General features: G+C 61.3%; 13 protein-coding genes and 1 pseudogene. 1 reads left to right on the top strand and 13 read right to left on the bottom strand.

Translation table 11 applies throughout. The annotated features are described in order from the left end of the window. Positions 1 to 9: 9 nt before the first annotated feature. Positions 10 to 2,321 (bottom strand): annotated as a pseudogene (locus tag FJ319_08935) (site-specific DNA-methyltransferase). A gap of 354 nt (positions 2,322 to 2,675) precedes the next feature. On the opposite strand from FJ319_08935, the gene FJ319_08930 reads away from it, so the two are divergent. Next, a complete protein-coding gene (locus tag FJ319_08930) occupies positions 2,676 to 4,640 on the top strand; it encodes an acetyl-CoA carboxylase carboxyl transferase subunit beta (GenBank protein ID MBM3934409.1) in 1,965 nt (654 codons plus the stop codon). A gap of 124 nt (positions 4,641 to 4,764) precedes the next feature. On the opposite strand, the gene leuD is transcribed toward FJ319_08930, so the two are convergent. The 12 genes from leuD to ilvB all read right to left on the bottom strand — a co-directional run bounded on the left by leuD (position 4,765) and on the right by ilvB (position 15,498). After that, positions 4,765 to 5,358, bottom strand: a complete 594-nt coding sequence (leuD, locus tag FJ319_08925; protein ID MBM3934408.1) for a 3-isopropylmalate dehydratase small subunit — start codon at positions 5,356 to 5,358, stop codon at positions 4,765 to 4,767. A 128-nt stretch (positions 5,359 to 5,486) separates the two neighbouring features. Further along, on the bottom strand, positions 5,487 to 5,861 hold the full coding sequence (locus FJ319_08920; GenBank protein ID MBM3934407.1) for a DUF86 domain-containing protein: 375 nt from the start codon (positions 5,859 to 5,861) through the stop codon (positions 5,487 to 5,489). 2 nt (positions 5,862 to 5,863) lie between these two features. Then, positions 5,864 to 6,091, bottom strand: a complete 228-nt coding sequence (locus FJ319_08915; protein ID MBM3934406.1) for a type II toxin-antitoxin system MqsA family antitoxin — start codon at positions 6,089 to 6,091, stop codon at positions 5,864 to 5,866. Then, positions 6,088 to 6,372, bottom strand: a complete 285-nt coding sequence (locus FJ319_08910; GenBank protein ID MBM3934405.1) for a DUF4258 domain-containing protein — start codon at positions 6,370 to 6,372, stop codon at positions 6,088 to 6,090. Before FJ319_08910 ends, FJ319_08915 begins: the two co-directional genes overlap by 4 nt. 26 nt (positions 6,373 to 6,398) lie before the next feature. Continuing rightward, on the bottom strand, positions 6,399 to 7,820 hold the full coding sequence (gene leuC, locus FJ319_08905; GenBank protein ID MBM3934404.1) for a 3-isopropylmalate dehydratase large subunit: 1,422 nt from the start codon (positions 7,818 to 7,820) through the stop codon (positions 6,399 to 6,401). 74 nt (positions 7,821 to 7,894) lie between these two features. Further along, on the bottom strand, positions 7,895 to 8,455 hold the full coding sequence (locus FJ319_08900) for a GNAT family N-acetyltransferase (GenBank protein ID MBM3934403.1): 561 nt from the start codon (positions 8,453 to 8,455) through the stop codon (positions 7,895 to 7,897). Continuing rightward, a complete protein-coding gene (locus FJ319_08895) occupies positions 8,452 to 9,612 on the bottom strand; it encodes a Fic family protein (protein ID MBM3934402.1) in 1,161 nt (386 codons plus the stop codon). The genes FJ319_08900 and FJ319_08895 overlap by 4 nt, the downstream gene beginning before the upstream one ends. A gap of 278 nt (positions 9,613 to 9,890) precedes the next feature. Further along, complete coding sequence (locus FJ319_08890; protein ID MBM3934401.1) at positions 9,891 to 11,456, bottom strand: 2-isopropylmalate synthase; 1,566 nt, start codon at positions 11,454 to 11,456, stop codon at positions 9,891 to 9,893. Between the two features lie 212 nt (positions 11,457 to 11,668). Further along, a complete protein-coding gene (locus FJ319_08885) occupies positions 11,669 to 12,070 on the bottom strand; it encodes a DUF952 domain-containing protein (protein MBM3934400.1) in 402 nt (133 codons plus the stop codon). Positions 12,071 to 12,152: 82 nt separating this feature from the next. After that, positions 12,153 to 13,151, bottom strand: a complete 999-nt coding sequence (ilvC, locus tag FJ319_08880) for a ketol-acid reductoisomerase (GenBank protein ID MBM3934399.1) — start codon at positions 13,149 to 13,151, stop codon at positions 12,153 to 12,155. 35 nt (positions 13,152 to 13,186) lie between these two features. Then, complete coding sequence (gene ilvN / locus FJ319_08875; protein MBM3934398.1) at positions 13,187 to 13,777, bottom strand: acetolactate synthase small subunit; 591 nt, start codon at positions 13,775 to 13,777, stop codon at positions 13,187 to 13,189. After that, positions 13,777 to 15,498 (bottom strand): biosynthetic-type acetolactate synthase large subunit, encoded by a 1,722-nt coding sequence (ilvB, locus tag FJ319_08870; GenBank protein MBM3934397.1) that lies wholly within the window; start codon positions 15,496 to 15,498, stop codon positions 13,777 to 13,779. Before ilvB ends, ilvN begins: the two co-directional genes overlap by 1 nt. Positions 15,499 to 16,011: the final 513 nt, after the last annotated feature.

Genomic DNA, 16,011 nt, shown 5'->3' with positions numbered 1-16,011 from the left:
TAAGTTGTGTCATTTCCTACCGACAGTTACCTCGACTATCGTCATCGTGTCGTTGCCGAAGATATCCACCACCTTGACCGCCAGCTTCCGCCGCCCCGGCGGGCACTCCTGGTACACGCTCGTAAGCTCCAGCGACCGGTCCTTCTTCGTGCGGAAAGACTGCCACTCGTTCTCGAAAATGTAGTCGCCCAGCCACACCTCCTCGTACTCCGGCATCTCAAGTTGCTCAGGTTTCTCAAGGCCAGGAATGGAACCTTGCCTTAACTTCTCAACCTTCACCCTTACTATCTCCCGCTTGTTCTCAAAGTTGAAGTCCACCGCCCAGTAGTCTATCCAGTCCGTCCAGCTCTGGGTGAGCACTTCCCTCGTGACGAAGCCGCGCCCGTCCTTCGTCACCTTGACTATCTGCCCCTTTTCGACAACGATTTTGCTCCCCTTGTCCTTGAGCGAAGCCTCGGCGGCGGCTATGGAGTCCTGGGAGTAGTAGACTGAGAAGTCCGTGAGCTGCACCGCCACGCAGTTGTCCTTGAAGAGCGGCTTGACCTCGATGAACGAAACGTCGTGAAAGACCACCTGGTCCTTGTCCACGGCGCGCTTGTCGAACACCTCCGCCGGGATGTACTTCGGCGAGATGTCTATTCCCTTCGACTTCGCCTCGTCCAGGACATTGGGAAACAGTCCCATCTCGAACTCAAACCCCAGAATGTCCACCTTGGTGATGTGCTTCTGCCGGCACTCCAGGATGACCTCTTCCACAAAGAGGCGTGTCACGGGCAGGTTCACAGGCCCAATCGCCACCAGCCGTCCGGCCTTTTCCCCATGGAAGGTATTGAAGCCCGTCACTTTTTCGGCCCGGTACGCCCTCAGTATCAGCGCAAGGAACTCCGCTTCCTTCTCGGCAAGCTGCTTCGCCTTCTCCGCGTCCCGCAGGTTCGGGTTGACCCCGATGTAGTGCTGCCGCTCGTACCTGCCCAGGTTGAGTATCTCGAACGCCAGGTAGTCTTTGCCTTCTGCCTTCATCTGCCGCTGCACGCCGATCATCCGCTTGCGGGTCGTGTGAATGGCGAACTTGCCCAGGTCCGTCGCAATCCATTTCCGCCCCAGCTTCTCGGCCACCGCCGCTGTAGTGCCGGAGCCGACGAAAAAGTCGGCGACAAGGTCGCCGGGGTTGGAAGACGCTTTGATGATGCGATCCAGCAATGCTTCAGGTTTTTGTGTGGGGTACTCAACTCGCTCTTTTGCGGTGGGCGCCAACAGCATATCGTGCCAAATTGAAGGGGCCGCTACTTTGGGCGTTCGTCAAGATAGTATTTGATATAAGGCTGCCCCGTGCTGCTGTAGTACAACTTACCAGCCTGATCGAACGCCTCCATTTTGCTCTTAGTGTATGCCCAATAACGCCCTGCAGGGGGTTTTACACCCTTCCATTCATATAAAGTGTCTCCACCGGGCTTCGACGCAGTCGGCGTCACGGGGCGATACCGCCTTCCGTTCTCTATCTTGTTGTACTGCTGGTCAATTTGGTCGTCAGAGAAAGGGACATATTGGGTGTTCCATGTGAATTGATCGGCGTTCCTTGCGTAGAAAAGGACCGTATCGTGAAGGATGTCATACCGCCGCGCTCCTTGTTTTGCATCTCCATGAGCCGTTGTCCGTCGCCAAACTATTTCGTTTACGAAACTAGCAGCGCCGAAGAGTTCGTCCAACGCCAGCCGCAAGAAACTATTCACTCGCCAATCACAGTGCACATAAATGCTCCCATCCTCCGCCAACAGGTCCCGCATCAGCACTAACCGATCGTACATTATTGAGATAAACGAGTCCGCTCCATTGCCCCAGGTATCCCGGAAGGCGATCTCTTCCAGGATGTTCGGCCGCTTGGTGAACGTCTCGTCGCCGATCTCGATATCCATGCTGAAGTCAGCGCCCACGTCGAACGGCGGGTCTATGTAGATCAGCTTTATGCCGCCCTGCTTCTCGATCTCCTCTCGCATCGGCCCATTCTTCAGGCTGGAGAGGATCAGCTTGTTGTCGCCCCAGATCAGCTTGTTCGTCCACCCTTTGAGCTGCCGCCCTCGGCTGTCCGTATCGAACATTCCAAGCTGCAGCTTCACATCCTTCTCCGCGCGCGGCTCGTCCACCTGCTCGATCACCTGGAAGGGCAGGACAACGTTGGTGACCTCGTTCGTCTTCCCGTTCCAGACAAGCTCCACCTCCCGTTTGTCGCCGAACAGCAGGAACCGGTACTTGTCCGGCAGCGGCTTGTCCGCCTCGAGGAACCGGATGACCTCTTGCTTTTCCTGGTCTGAGGGCTTTGGCATCTCTTCTTTTCCTCGCGTGAAGTCCGGCGTGTGAAGCTCGGGTCGCCGGGGCCAGGTTGCCTTACCCGGCCCATTCTAAGCGGAGGTTGACCGGTGCACAACACATCCGTGCGCCTGTTTGCGCGTGACGTGGTTTGTGCGGCGGCATGCGTGGGCAGGGCCGGGCGCACGCAGTGCGCCCCTACGAAAGCCCCCCGTTCCCCGTACCCCGTACCCCGTCTATAATTAACATGCCACGAAATAACAAAAGCCGTTGAATGGCTTTGTTCCTCTGAACCCCTTCCCTCTCAGTCGCAGATCCCTCATGAGCGGAGCGAATCGGGAGGAAGGGGCAGGGGTTAGGTTGCACCCAGGATGCAGATGCCGCCTACCGATACGAAGAACAACAAGAAGAAGGCGCTGAAAGAGCCGAAGAAGGCCAAAGAGGCCGGCAAGGCTAAGGCGCCGAAGGTTAAGGAAGACAAGAAGGCGAAGAAGGTCAAGCCGCCGCCGGGGAAGGCAGGGCCATCGCGGGAGCGATGCCTCATCTGCGAGACGCTGCTGGCGGGCAATGACTTCTTTGCCCAGTACGCCGTGTGCCCAACGTGCCGCTTCCACTACAGCATGACCGCGCGCGACCGCATCAACATGCTGGCGGACCCGGACACGTTCAGGGAGACCAACCGCTCCGTCACGTCGCTGGACCCGCTCTCCTTCTCGTCTCGCGTGTCGTACAAGGAGCGCGTCTTCCGCGACCAGAAGCGCACCGGCCTCACCGAGGCCGCCGTCACAGGATCGTGCACCATCAGCGGCACCCCCGTCGTCCTCATCGTCCTGGACTTCGGCTTCATGGGCGGCAGCATGGGCTGCGTCGTGGGTGAAAAAGTCGCGCTTGCCTTCGAGCACGCCGTCAGGAAGGAGATGCCCGTCGTCGCCGTCGTCACCAGCGGCGGCGCGCGCATACAGGAGGGCGTCCTCTCCCTCATGCAGATGGCCAAGACCAGCATCGCCGCCTCCCAGCTCAACGAGAAGGGCATCGCCTTCATCACCGTCCTCGCCAACCCGTCCACGGGCCAGGTCTACGCCAGCTTCGCCAACCTGGCCGACGTCATCGTCGCGGAGCCCGGCGCTATCGTCGGCGTCGCCCCCCTTCGCACGATCCGCAAGGTCACAGACCACCCGCTGCCGATGGGCTCCCACACGTCGGAGGCCCACCTGGAGCACGGCCTGGTGGACACGATCGCAGACCGCACCCGCCTGCGCGACCTCACCGCCGCGCTGCTGGACATGTTGGTCTCGAAGTACCAGCTCACAGCGCCGGAGAAGGCCGAGACGCCGGAGGCCGGCCACGCCCGCCCGGTCGCGTGGGACGCCGTGAAGCTGGCCCGCCACAAGGAGCGGCCGACGACGTACGACTACATCGGCCGCATTGTGACAAACTTCGTTGAGCTGCACGGCGACCGCGCCCACGGCGACGACCCGGCGGTGGTGGCGGGGATAGGGGACATCGGCGGGCAGACGGTAGTGATCATCGGCCACGAGCGGGGCAGGGTGGGAGACCCTGCCGAGCGCAACGGCGGCAGGCCGTCGCCGGACGGCTACCGCAAGGCGCAGCGCGCCATCGCAATGGCCCGGAAGTTCAGGGTGCCGCTCATCACGCTGATAGACACGCCGGGCAGCAACGCCAGCATTGAGTCCGAGGAGCACGGCCTGGGCAACGCCATCGCGACCACGATGGCGCAGATGGCGGGGCTGGACGCGCCGTCCATCGCGGTCATCATCGGCGAGGGCGGCAGCGAGGCCGCGCTGGCCCTGGGCGTGGCCGACCGCGTGCTGATGCTGGAGAACGCCATCTACACGGTGATTTCCCCTGAGGACGCTGCGAGCATCATCTACCGCGACGAGGCGAAGGCGGATGAGATGGCGGAGTCGCTGCGGCTCACGGCGAAGCACGCGAAGGAGATGGGGATAGTGGACGTGGTGGTGCCGGAGCCGGTGGCGGGCGCGCACACCAACCCGGATGAGACGGCGCGGGAGCTGCGGCGGGTGCTGCTTCGGGAGCTTGCAGCGCTGCACGAGAGGGCGGACAGGAAGCTGGTGCGCGAGCGCTACAAGAAGTACCGCAAGATGGGCGAGTACAGCTCGCACTTCCGCTCCGCCGTCGCGCGCGAGGTAAGCTCGCTCCAGGGCAAGGTGGCCGGCGGCGTGCGCCGCATCGCCCGCCGCTCAAAGAAGCACGAAGAGCTTGACCCCTCCGAGTGGTCCGCGGAGGCCATCGAAGGCTACCGCCAGCAGCTCAAGGCCATAGAGCAGGCGACGGACGGTGAGAGACAGCAGTAGGCAGTCGGCAGTCAGCAGTCGGCCAATCCAACAGCCGGTGTTGGGTCTTGGGTGTTAGGTTCGATCCAACACCTAACACCTAACACCTGCCTTTCGGTCTGGCTGACTGCCTACTACTCACTGCTCACTGCCGCTTCGCCTCGTACGCCGCAATCTTGTCCTCGTACTGCAGCGTCAGGCCGATGTCGTCCAGCCCGTTTAGCAGGCAGTGCTTCCGGAAGGGGTCCACGTTGAACTGCACAACAACGTCCTCCTCGTCGTCCCACACGCGCTGGGCGGCGAGGTCGATGTTCAACCTGTAGCCCGGCTTCTTCGCGGCCTTGTCCATGATCTTCTTCACCGTCGGCTCCGGCAGCACGATGGGCAGGATGCCGTTCTGGAAGCAGTTGTTGAAGAAGATGTCCGCGAAGCTCGGCGCGATGATCGCCCTGAAGCCGTAGTCCAGCAGCGCCCAGGGCGCGTGCTCGCGGGAGGAGCCGCACCCGAAGTTGCGCCCGGTAACGAGAATGTTCGCGCCCCTGTACGCCGGCCGGTTCAGCTCAAAGTCCGGATTTGGGGTCTTCCCGTCTTCCTTGAACCGCCAGTCGAAGAACATGTACTGTCCGAAGCCCGTCCGCTCAATGCGCTTCAGGAACTGCTTGGGGATAATCTGGTCCGTGTCCACGTCCACCCTGTCCAGCGGCGCAACGACGGAAGTCACTTTTGTAAACGGTTGCATGTATTTCTTTGCTCCGATCAAATCTTTTTCTCCCCCTCGATGGGGGAGATGTCCCGATGCTTCATCGGGACAGAGAGGGTGAAGCGGTTACACTCCAGTCAGGCTATCCTTGACCGGCGGCTCACCCTTCAATTCACATTCGGCCTGTGGGACTCCTCCATCTGCAAGAGCATGATTGCCCTCTGCACGGAGGTAAGGAGGTCGGGCAGCACCTCCGTTACAAGCGTCCACACGCTGTCCGGGTCCGTCTCGTGGTAGCGCTCCACCGCCACCGCGTGGGCGATGCGGTCGAATTCCATCCACGGCACGTACTGCATCCGGAGGCGCACCTCGCGCGGGACCTCTTCCGCCACCTTCGCTGCGGTCTCAAGCGAAAAGACAGTAGCGTACCGCGTCCGCGCATCGCCGCGGAACGCGTCGCGGTCCATTCCCGCCGTGAAGGCCTTCGCCCTCTGCAGCGAGTTCGCGATGATATCAAGCCGCTCAAGCGGTGTGAAGTCCATGGCTACGCCGCTACGTAGTTGCGAACATCCACCTGCACGCCTAATTTAACGGCTTCCTCCGCTGTTTCGAGCAGGCGGCCTGCAATGGCTCCGTCAACATATTCTTCTCCGCATGTTGAGCACAGAAGTGCAGGAACATTCTTGACAACTAAAGTCAGCGAATCCCGTGTCAGCAGGATGCTCGTGTTACCCGGGTTAAGCTCTCCATGTTTGCAAATGATGCATTTCATACATGCCTCCTGCGAAAACCGGGTTCCCATTCACTCGGATCAGGCTCATAGGCAGTTACTATATAAGTTAGCCCAAGTCTTTCATCGAATCCAACAACAACGTGCAGCGGTCGAAAGTCTATGCATCCCAGCACAAGGCGGCTTGGGAACGGGTGAGACTTTGGGTAGTCTTCTATGGTCTCTCCAGTTCCCAAGACGCGATAAACATTCTGTTTTCGTATGCGCCGCTGGAACATCCTGTTTAGCGCGTGGAACCTGAATATTACCTTCTCGTCGTCCAAAGGATTGCTCCAGCCAATAAGTCCAATTAAACTCCGTTCTTCTTCCACTCACGGATGTCCACGAAGTGGCCGGCGATGGCGGCGGCGGCGGCCATCTCGGGGCTGACCAGGTGCGTGCGTCCGCCCTTGCCCTGGCGACCCTCGAAGTTGCGGTTGGAGGTGGAGGCGCAGCGCTCGCCGGGCTTCAGGGTGTCCGGGTTCATGCCCAGGCACATCGAGCACCCGGCCTCCCGCCAGTCGAAGCCGGCTTCCTTGAAGATGCGGTCCAGCCCTTCGGCCTCGGCCTGCTTTTTGACCTGCGTGGAGCCGGGAACGACCATCGCATAGACCCTGTCGCTGACCTTGCGGCCCTTGATGACATCCGCCGCGATTCGCAGGTCCTCCATACGGGCGTTTGTGCAGGAGCCAAGGAACACGCGGTCGATGGCGATGTCCTCCACGCGCGTCTCCGGCGCCAGCCCCATGTACTCCAGTGCGCGCTCGGCGGCCCGGCGGTCGTTGTTATCCGAGAACGATGCAGGGCTCGGCACCCTGCCGGTCACCGGCGCAACCATGCCGGGCGTGGTGCCCCACGAGACCATGGGCTCCAGCGAGGCGGCGTCGATCTCGACCAGCCTGTCGAACTTTGCGCCGGGGTCTGTCTGGAGCGCCTTCCAGCGCTCAACAGCCGCGTCCCATTCCTTGCCCTTCGGCGAGCTGGGTCTGCCCTTGAGGTATGCGAATGTCTTCTCGTCCGGAGCAACCATGCCGGCGCGGGCGCCGCCCTCGATGGACATGTTACAGACGGTCATACGGCCCTCGATGGAGAGGTCGCGGATCGCCTGGCCGGTGTACTCCACGGCGTAGCCCTGCCCGCCGCTGACGCCGATCTTGCCGATGATGCTCAGGATAATGTCCTTGGCTGTGACGCCGAAAGGCGCCGGGCCGTTGACGCGGATCTCCATGGTCTTCGGCTTGCTCTGGCGGATCGTCTGGGTCGCCAGGACGTGCTCAACCTCTGACGTGCCGATGCCGAACGCCAGCGCGCCGAACGCGCCGTGCGTGGAGGTGTGGCTGTCGCCGCAAACGATGATCTTCCCCGGCTGCGTCAGCCCCTGCTCCGGCCCTACGATGTGGACGATGCCCTGGTACTGGCTGGCCATATCGTAAAGCGGCACGCCGAACTCGTTGCAGTTGCGGGAGAGCGCCTCGAGCTGCTGCCTGGCGATGGGGTCCGTAATCGGGAGGCGATTCCTGCCCGGCGTGGTGGGTGTGTTGTGGTCGGCCGTCGCGAGCGTGAGCTCGGGCCTGCGCACCTTGCGTCCGGCTGCGCGCAGGCCGTCGAAGGCCTGAGGAGATGTAACCTCGTGCACGAGGTGCAGGTCCACGTACAGCATGGTTGGCTTCCCGGCCTCCTCGTGCACAACGTGGGAGTCCCAGATCTTTTCGAACATCGTCTTTGGCGCCATTGGCTCGAAAACCTCTCGATCTTTGTTCAGTCGGAAATCGTCACAGTTATTCTACAGCTACCGGCGGGGAGTTACTAACCCGGTTGCCCGCCGACTCTCTTTGACATCAATATGTCCGGCTTGCCGACTCCGTTTGCGTCCGGGATAACGCCGGTGATAGTGAAGCCGCACTTCCGGTAGAACTCGTACGGATGTCCCTTCAGGTTCCTGATTCGCGCTATATGCTCCCATGGGGCCGGGTACAGGTCCACGCCGGACAGCGTGGTCATGCCGTTCTCGTCGTCAGACCCCAGCGTGATGGTCATGCCGCCGCGTGTGCGCACCTGCTCTTCCAGGTCGGCCACGAGCGCGCGCCCGATGCCGCGGCCCTGCAGAGACGGCTTCACGACCATCGGGTGCAGCTCCCACACGAGCGCGTACCAGTACCGCGCGCCGGTCCAGCCGGCAGCGTTGCCGTGCTCGTCCACGGCCACGCGGCTTATACGGCCCTCGACGAAGGAGTCGCGCACCTCTTCCAGCGCGTCCTCGAGCGTCGACCAGGCGTCCGGCCAGTTCTCGCGGAACGCTTCCACCAGCATCTCTGCGATCTGGTGGATGAGCCTTGATTCTGTTGGGGCAAGGTCTCTGATAATCATATCCTTGACATCGCCGGCGGCAACGCCCGCGGGGCCTGAAGTATGTCCATCAACTCGTGGGCTACATAGAGCCGCGGCCTGCTCTCTTCGATCTTCACTATGCCGAGCGCCGTCATTCTCTCAAGTATGCGCTGTGCGCCTTTTGCAGTTATGCCGATTATCCGGGCTGCCGAGGGCGCGGTCATCACGGGCTGCGCGAAGAACTCATCCAGCAGGTGCAGCGCATTGCCCGACTCGTTCTTTTCCAGCAGCAGCCGTTTGTATGAATCGTGAAGATCACGCACATGCCTGATTCTCTGCAATGCGTCCCTGGACTCTTCTGTCACCCCCTTGAGGAAGTACCGTAGCCATCTCTGCCAATCGCCCGTCTCGCTCAAACGGAGCAAGTGGTCGTAGTACGCCTGCCTGTCGCGCTCGAAGTAAGCGCTTAGATAGAGCAGGGGGGTTGTCAGGACCCCCCTTGCGCACAGGAACAGGACGATAAGCAAACGCCCCATTCGTCCGTTGCCGTCAGAGTACGGGTGAATGGTCTCGAACTGGTAGTGCATCATAGCGCACTGCACCAGCGGCGGCAGGTGATTGCGCTCGTTTGCGAACTTTACGCAGTCCTCCAGCGCCTCCTGCACAAAGTACGGAGGCGGAGGTATGAACCGCGCCTGATCGATGGACTGTCCTTCGCCCCCTATGTAGACCTGTTCATTCCTCAACTGGCCGGGCCGTTTGTTTCTTCCCCTCACGTCATGCATGAGCGTTGAGTGGATGCTGTTTACCAGCCACAGGTTGATTGGCGCGTCCCGTATCATCTGCAGCCCCTTGTTCAGGGCGAGAACGTAGTTGAACACCTCCATGACATCGCCTCTGTCCCTCCTGGAAGCCTCGTACTCAAACAGGTCCTCCAGCGTGGATTGGGTGCCCTCTATGCGTGAGGACAGAATTGCCTCCCGGCTCAAGAAGGGCCGTATCAGAAGGTCCGGATTGTGGAATGTCTCGCCCGCTCCCGCGAGAAGCGATATTGCCCTGGAGGCCTCGTCCAGAGCGTAGACGAGGGCGCCGTCCAGGTCGATAGACCTCGGAAGAGGGCCGGGCACGTAAGCCCTCCTCTTTCCATCGATCTGCACCAGCTCTCCAATGGGGCTGCGCTCAAGGTTCTTCTGCATGGAACTCCAGTACCCTGCCTCCGATATTTGGGAACTTTGGTGGCCAATAGTTCCCTATTATACAGGAATTGCAGGCCGGGTGACTTTGTTTTCCCGGAACGCGAACTGGAAAAGGGAACCGCAGTTCCCAAATTCCACGCTTTGGGAACTGTGAGGCAGAAAAGTTCCCAAAGCGCCGGGAAAGGGAACTGCGGTTCCCAATTAGCTGCCCTGAACGCCAGGGGCCCCGAATTTTCGGGGCCCCTGGATGCTTTTACTTCGGTTGTCCGGCCAATCCCTTAGCTGGAGGCCTTCGAAGCCGTCTTTGCTTCCTGGGGCTTTTGCATTGCCGTAAGCGCCCGGTTGAGTGCGTTCATGTAGGCCTTGGCGCTGGCGACGACGATGTCTGTGTCCGAGCCTCGGCCTACGAAGCTGTCCTTCTCGTGTCGGATGCGAATAGTCACGTCGCCCAGGGAGTCTATGCCCTCGGTGACGGCGTCCACGCGGAACTCGGTGAGCTTGTTAGGCACGTTCACGATGCGGTTGATAGCCCTGTAGACTGCGTCCACCGGGCCGGTGCCGGTGGCGGCGTCCGTCACCTGCTCGCCGCGCGGGTTGATGAGCCGCACGGTGGCCGTCGGAATCTCGTGGTTGCCGCAGGTGACCTGGATGTGGTCCAGCTTGTAGACCTCTTCCACGTCCGCGAAGCGGCGCTGGTTGGACATCAGCGCGACCAGGTCGGCATCCGTGACCTCGCGCTTGCGGTCCGCCAGCTCCTTGAAGGCCTCGAAGGCAGTATCGAGCTGCGCCTTGTCCAGCTTGAAGCCCATCTCCTCCAGCCTGGAGCGCAGGCCGGCGCGGCCGCTCAGCTTGCCAAGGACGAGCGAGTTGCTGGGCCAGCCGATAGAGCGAGCGTCCATGATCTCGAACGTCTGGCGCGCCTTCAGGACGCCGTCCTGGTGTATGCCGGATGCGTGGCGGAAGGCGTTGGCGCCCACGATTGCCTTGTTAGGCTGGATCGGGAAGCCGGTGATATCGCTCACCAGGCGGCTGGTGCGGTATATCTGCGTCGTATCAATATTGTGCGAAACGTTCAGCAGATCCTTGCGCGTGTCCAGGGTCATGATGACCTCTTCCAGCGCGGCGTTGCCCGCCCGCTCGCCCAGGCCGTTGATGCAGCCCTCGATCTGGCGGGCGCCGACCTGCACCGCGGCGATGCTGTTCGATACGGCGTTGCCCAGGTCGTTGTGGCAGTGGACGCTGATAATCGCCTTGTCGATGTTGGGGACATTGTTCTTGATGAGCTGGATGCGCTTCGAGAACTCGACGGGGATTGCGTAGCCGACGGTGTCCGGAATGTTGACCGTCGTCGCGCCAGCGCGTATGACCGCCTCCACCAGCTTGTACAGGTAGTCCATGTCCGTGCGTGTGGCGTCCATAGGCGAGAACTCGACGTTGGGGCAGTAGCGCTTCGCGCGCTCCACCGACGCGACGGCCATGTCCAGCACCTCTTCCGGGTTCTTGCGGAGCTGGTGCAGTATCTGGACGTCCGAGCTCGATATGAAGACGTGGATGCGCGGGTTTTCGGCATCCTTCAGCGCCTGCCGGGCCTGGTCGATATCGTTGGGGTTGCAGCGGGCCAGCGAGGCGATGACGGGCCTGCGGACGTCCCTTGCGATGGCCTGCACGGCCTTGAAGTCGCCGGGGGAGCTGGCCGCGAAGCCGGCCTCGATGATGTCGACGCCCAGCCGGTCGAGCTGCTTGGCGATCTCGACCTTCTCCTCCAGGGTCAGGCCGATGCCGGCGGACTGCTCGCCGTCTCGCAGCGTGGTGTCGAAAATCAGTACCTTGTCTTGCGTAGTCATGTTCTGTTTCTCCTGTTTGTCCTTGGGTAATTGCGGAAGAGGAAGCCCTCATCCGGCTCGAAGACTCGCCACCTTCTCCCTTGAGGAGAAGGAAATTTGAACCGAGCCGCCGCTATCCAAGGACAACGCAGTCCGCCGCGCCCGACCGTGCCACGATCGGGCCGCCATTGCGGACTACGTTTGCAACCTCGCTGGTACACATGATGTTGCTCCTAAATCCCCGCAAAAACGCCGCCGAAGGTGCCGTCCGGCCTGCACCGGACCGGCACCGTGCGCACTATCGCGCTCTTGTTGATCGTGCCGTAGATGTGCGGGTACTTCTCTTCGCCGCCCTGCTCGTACTTCGTCTCTGCATCGAGCCGCGTCGGCATCAGCTCCAGGACCAGCAGGTCGGTTTTGCCCTTGAAGTGCTTGTTAGCAACCTTCTCAAGCTGGTGAGTCTCGGAGCAGTGAATGAACCCCTCGCCCTCGTACCGGGAAGGGGCGTACGCGGTGCTACTCGCCTGCGCGTCCCATTCGGATTTGTGTGCGATATGGTAGATCAATACTGCTCCGGCTCCTGCCGCACGCCCCGATTCACTCGGCGCCTGGCTCGAATTTGTAGCCCGCGCGATTCATCGCGCCTGTATTGCTGACCGTAGATCACTGCATTCAACGCAAGCGCGATGAATCGCGCGGGCTACATCAAGAAGGGACCTAGTCAGTATTCTTCAGGAACGTCATCATTCCGCGGAGCTCCTTGCCAACCTTCTCGATCGGGTGGTCGGCGTTCTCCTTGCGCAGCTGCATGAAGCGGTGGCGGCCCTCCTCGTTCTCGGCGAGCCACTCCTTCGCGAAGGTGCCGTCCTGTATCTCCTTGAGCACCTTCTTCATGTTCGCCTTGACGTGCTCATCTATGATGCGCGGGCCGCGCGTGTAGTCGCCGTATTCGGCGGTGTCGCTGATGGAGTAGCGCATCCATTCCAGCCCGCCCTTGTAGAGAAGGTCGACGATGAGCTTGAGCTCGTGCATGCACTCAAAGTACGCCGACTCCGGCTGGTAGCCGGCCTCGACAAGCGTCTCGTAGCCGGCCTTGATCAGGGCGGACACGCCGCCGCAGAGGACGGTCTGCTCGCCGAAAAGGTCGGTCTCTGTCTCTTCCTTGAAGGTCGTGTCCAGCACGCCGGCGCGGGTGCAGCCCACGCCCTTGGCGTACGCCAGGCCGAGCTTGCGGGCGTTGCCCGTGGCGTCCTGGTGGATGGCGAGCAGGCCCGGCACGCCGGAGCCCTTTGTGAAGACCTCGCGCATCCTGTGGCCCGGCGCCTTGGGGGCGACCATGAGCACGTCCACGTTCTTGGGCGGGACGATGGCCTTGTAGTGGATGTTGAAGCCGTGAGCGAACATAAGCGCCTTGCCTGCGGTGAGGTGCTGCTTGATGGACTTGTTGTAGACCTCGCGCTGGGTGTGGTCGGGGATCAGCATCATGATGATGTCCGACTCCTTCGTCACATCCTCGATAGACTTGACCTTCAGCCCCTCGGCCTCGGCCTTCGCCTTGCTCTTGCTGCCTTCGTAGAGGCCGATTAGCACCTTCTGGCCGTTGTCCTTAAGGTTGAGCGCATGGGCGTGGCCCTGGCTGCCGTAGCCAATGATGCCAATGGTCTTGTTCTTCAGGACTGAAAGGTCTGCGTCTGTCTCGTAGTACATGATGGTCATTAGAGGTTCGTCTCCGATAATTTGGTTGCTGGAAGTTAAACCGAGCTCGGCTCGCCCCAGATGTTTGCGAGGCTCGTCGTCGAGCGCTGCTTGCGGGGCCGGGTGCCGCCGTCGCCGTGCATGCTGCCGGTCCAGCGCTCCATAACGATGGTGCCGGTTCGCATGACCTCGATCACCCCGAAGGGCTTGAGCAGGCCTAGCAGGGACTCGAGCTTGTCGCCGTCACCGGTGACCTCGATTATGAGGGTGTCCGGGGCTACGCCCACGATCTTCGCGCGAAAGATATCGACGATCTGGATGATCTCGCTGCGGCTCTGCGCGTCGGCCTTGACCTTGATGAGCGCGAGCTCCCGCGAGACGACGTTCTCGTCGGAGATCTCAGTGACCTTGATGACGTCGATAAGCTTGTGCAGGTGCTTGGTGACCTGCTCGACGACGCGGTCGTCGCCTTCGACGACGAAGGTCATGCGGGAGCGGCCGGGCTCCTCGCTGTGGCCTACCGCGAGGCTGGCGATATTGAACCCGCGCCGGCGGAACATGCTGGATACGCGGTTGAGGACGCCGGGCCGGTCCTCGACCAGTGCGGTGATCGTGTGGCGGGGCAGGCTAGTGCCGTTGTTGTTCATCATCGTCGTCGCGCCTCTTGGGGTCTCGGCTCCTCGATCAGCTCATTGATCGTCTGGCCGGCTGGGATCATGGGGTAGACGTTTTCGTCTTCCTCAACCACAAAGTCTACGATCGCAGGGCCATCGTAATCCATTGCCTGCTGTATCGCCGCCTTCACTTGGCTCTTCTGGGTCACTCGGATTCCGAGCATGCCAAAAGCGTCCGCCAGTTTCACAAAATCGGGGTTGGCCGTGTACCTGGTGGCGACAAAGCTCCTCTTGTAGAAGATGTCCTGCCACTGCCGCACCATCCCGAGGACGTTGTTGTTGACGATTGCGAACTTGACCGGGATCTTGTTCTCCACCAGCGTCGCGAGCTCGCACATTGTCATCTGGAAGCCGCCGTCGCCGGCAACCGACCACACAACGCGGTCCGGCCGACCGACCTGGGCGCCCATTGCGCCGGGCACTTCGAAGCCCATCGCGCCGGAGCCGCCGGAAGAGACGAAGCTCCTGGGCTCAGTGTACGTGTAGTGCTGGGCCGCCCACATCTGGTGCTGGCCCACGCCGGTCACGATAAACGCCTTGCCTTCGGTTACGTCGCAAAGCGACTTGATGACGAACTGCGGCAGTAGCTTGTCCGTCTCGCGAATATCCATGGAAGGGTGCTCGCGCTTCAGCTCCTCGATTCGCTGGACCCATTCACTGTGCGTGGCGGGCTGCACAAGCTTGTTCAGCTTGACAAGGACCCGCTTCAGGTCGCCGACGATCGGGACATCCACCGGGATGTTTTTGCCGATCTCGGATGGGTCAATGTCCACATGAATCTTCTTCGACTTGCGGGCGAAGGCGCTCGGCTTGCCCGTGATACGGTCGTCAAACCGCATGCCGAGAGCGATCAGGAGGTCAGCCTCCTCAATCGCCAGGCTGGCGTACGCCATGCCGTGCATGCCGGGCATGCCGACGGACAGGACGTGCGTCTCAGGGAAAGAGCTGATGCCGAGCAGGGTTGTGATGACCGGGATTTGCGCCTTCTCCGCCAGCTCCCTCAGCTCATCGTATGCGCCGGAGAAGATTACGCCGTGGCCGGCAAGGATCACCGGTCGCTTCGACTCGGCAATGAGCTGCACGGCCTTCTTGATCTGGCTGGGGTGGCCCTCCATCGTCGGCTTGTAGCCGGGGAGGTCGAGCTCCACTTTCGCGTACATCTCGTCGAAGGTGCTCTCTTCGTACTCCACAACCTCGTTCTGGACGTCCTTGGGCACATCGATGAGGACCGGGCCGGGGCGGCCGGTGCTGGCGATGTGGAACGACTCCTTCACAATGCGCGGGATGTCCGACGCGTGCATGACGAGGTAGTTATGCTTCGTTATGGGCAGGGTGATGCCCGTGATGTCCGTCTCCTGGAAGGCGTCCGTGCCGATTGAGGCGCGGCTAACCTGCCCGGTTACGACGACGATAGGCACCGAGTCCATCTGCGCCGTCGCGATGCCCGTCACCAGGTTTGTCGCGCCGGGGCCGGACGTGGCCCAGCACACGCCGGGCTTGCCGGTGACGCGAGCGTAGCCGTCCGCGGCGTGGGCGGAGCCCTGCTCGTGGCGTACCAGGATGTGGCGGAGCTGCGGGAACTGGGGCAGCGTCTGGTAGAGCGGCAGGATTGCGCCGCCGGGGAGGCCGAAGATTACGTCCACGCCCTCCCTGATCAGAGCTTCGCAGAGTAGTTGAGAACCATTCAGCTTCATGGTCTAGAGATGACCTCCATAGGATACGCGGTCACGGACCGCCTAAAACGCAAAAAATCCCGTCCCACAACAGGGACGGGATGAGTTTATTCGAAGAATACTCCCGCGGTACCACCCTAATTGTCCCGATACAATCGGGACCTCTCGTGGCTCCAGTCGAGCTGGCCGGTAACGGGGCCAATCCGTCGCCCTTGAAGTGATGCGCCCTGTGGGTGGCGCTCGGTTCGGGGTGAATGCTCAGGGGCGAGTTCGCGGAGGCGCCGGATTTTCACTTGCACCGGCTCGCTGCGGCCACTGCCGCTACTACTCCCCATCAACGCATAGTCATCCGCATTGAAAGCAACGATTCAAATTAACACGAACTGATGAAAACTGTCAATTTCGCACCACGCTGTAATGTCTTTGCTCAGTGATATTGTCAGTAGGTAACTTCTCAGTGAATATGTCAGTCCATGAGAGGACTACATTTGACCGAGCGAGAAGCGAAGAGAGCACAGATACTGAACCTTGTTC

The sequence above is a fragment of the SAR202 cluster bacterium genome (assembly GCA_016872355.1).
GTDB lineage: Bacteria > Chloroflexota > Dehalococcoidia > Lucifugimonadales > VGZY01 > VGZY01.
This window is presented reverse-complemented; position numbering and strand designations above follow the sequence as displayed.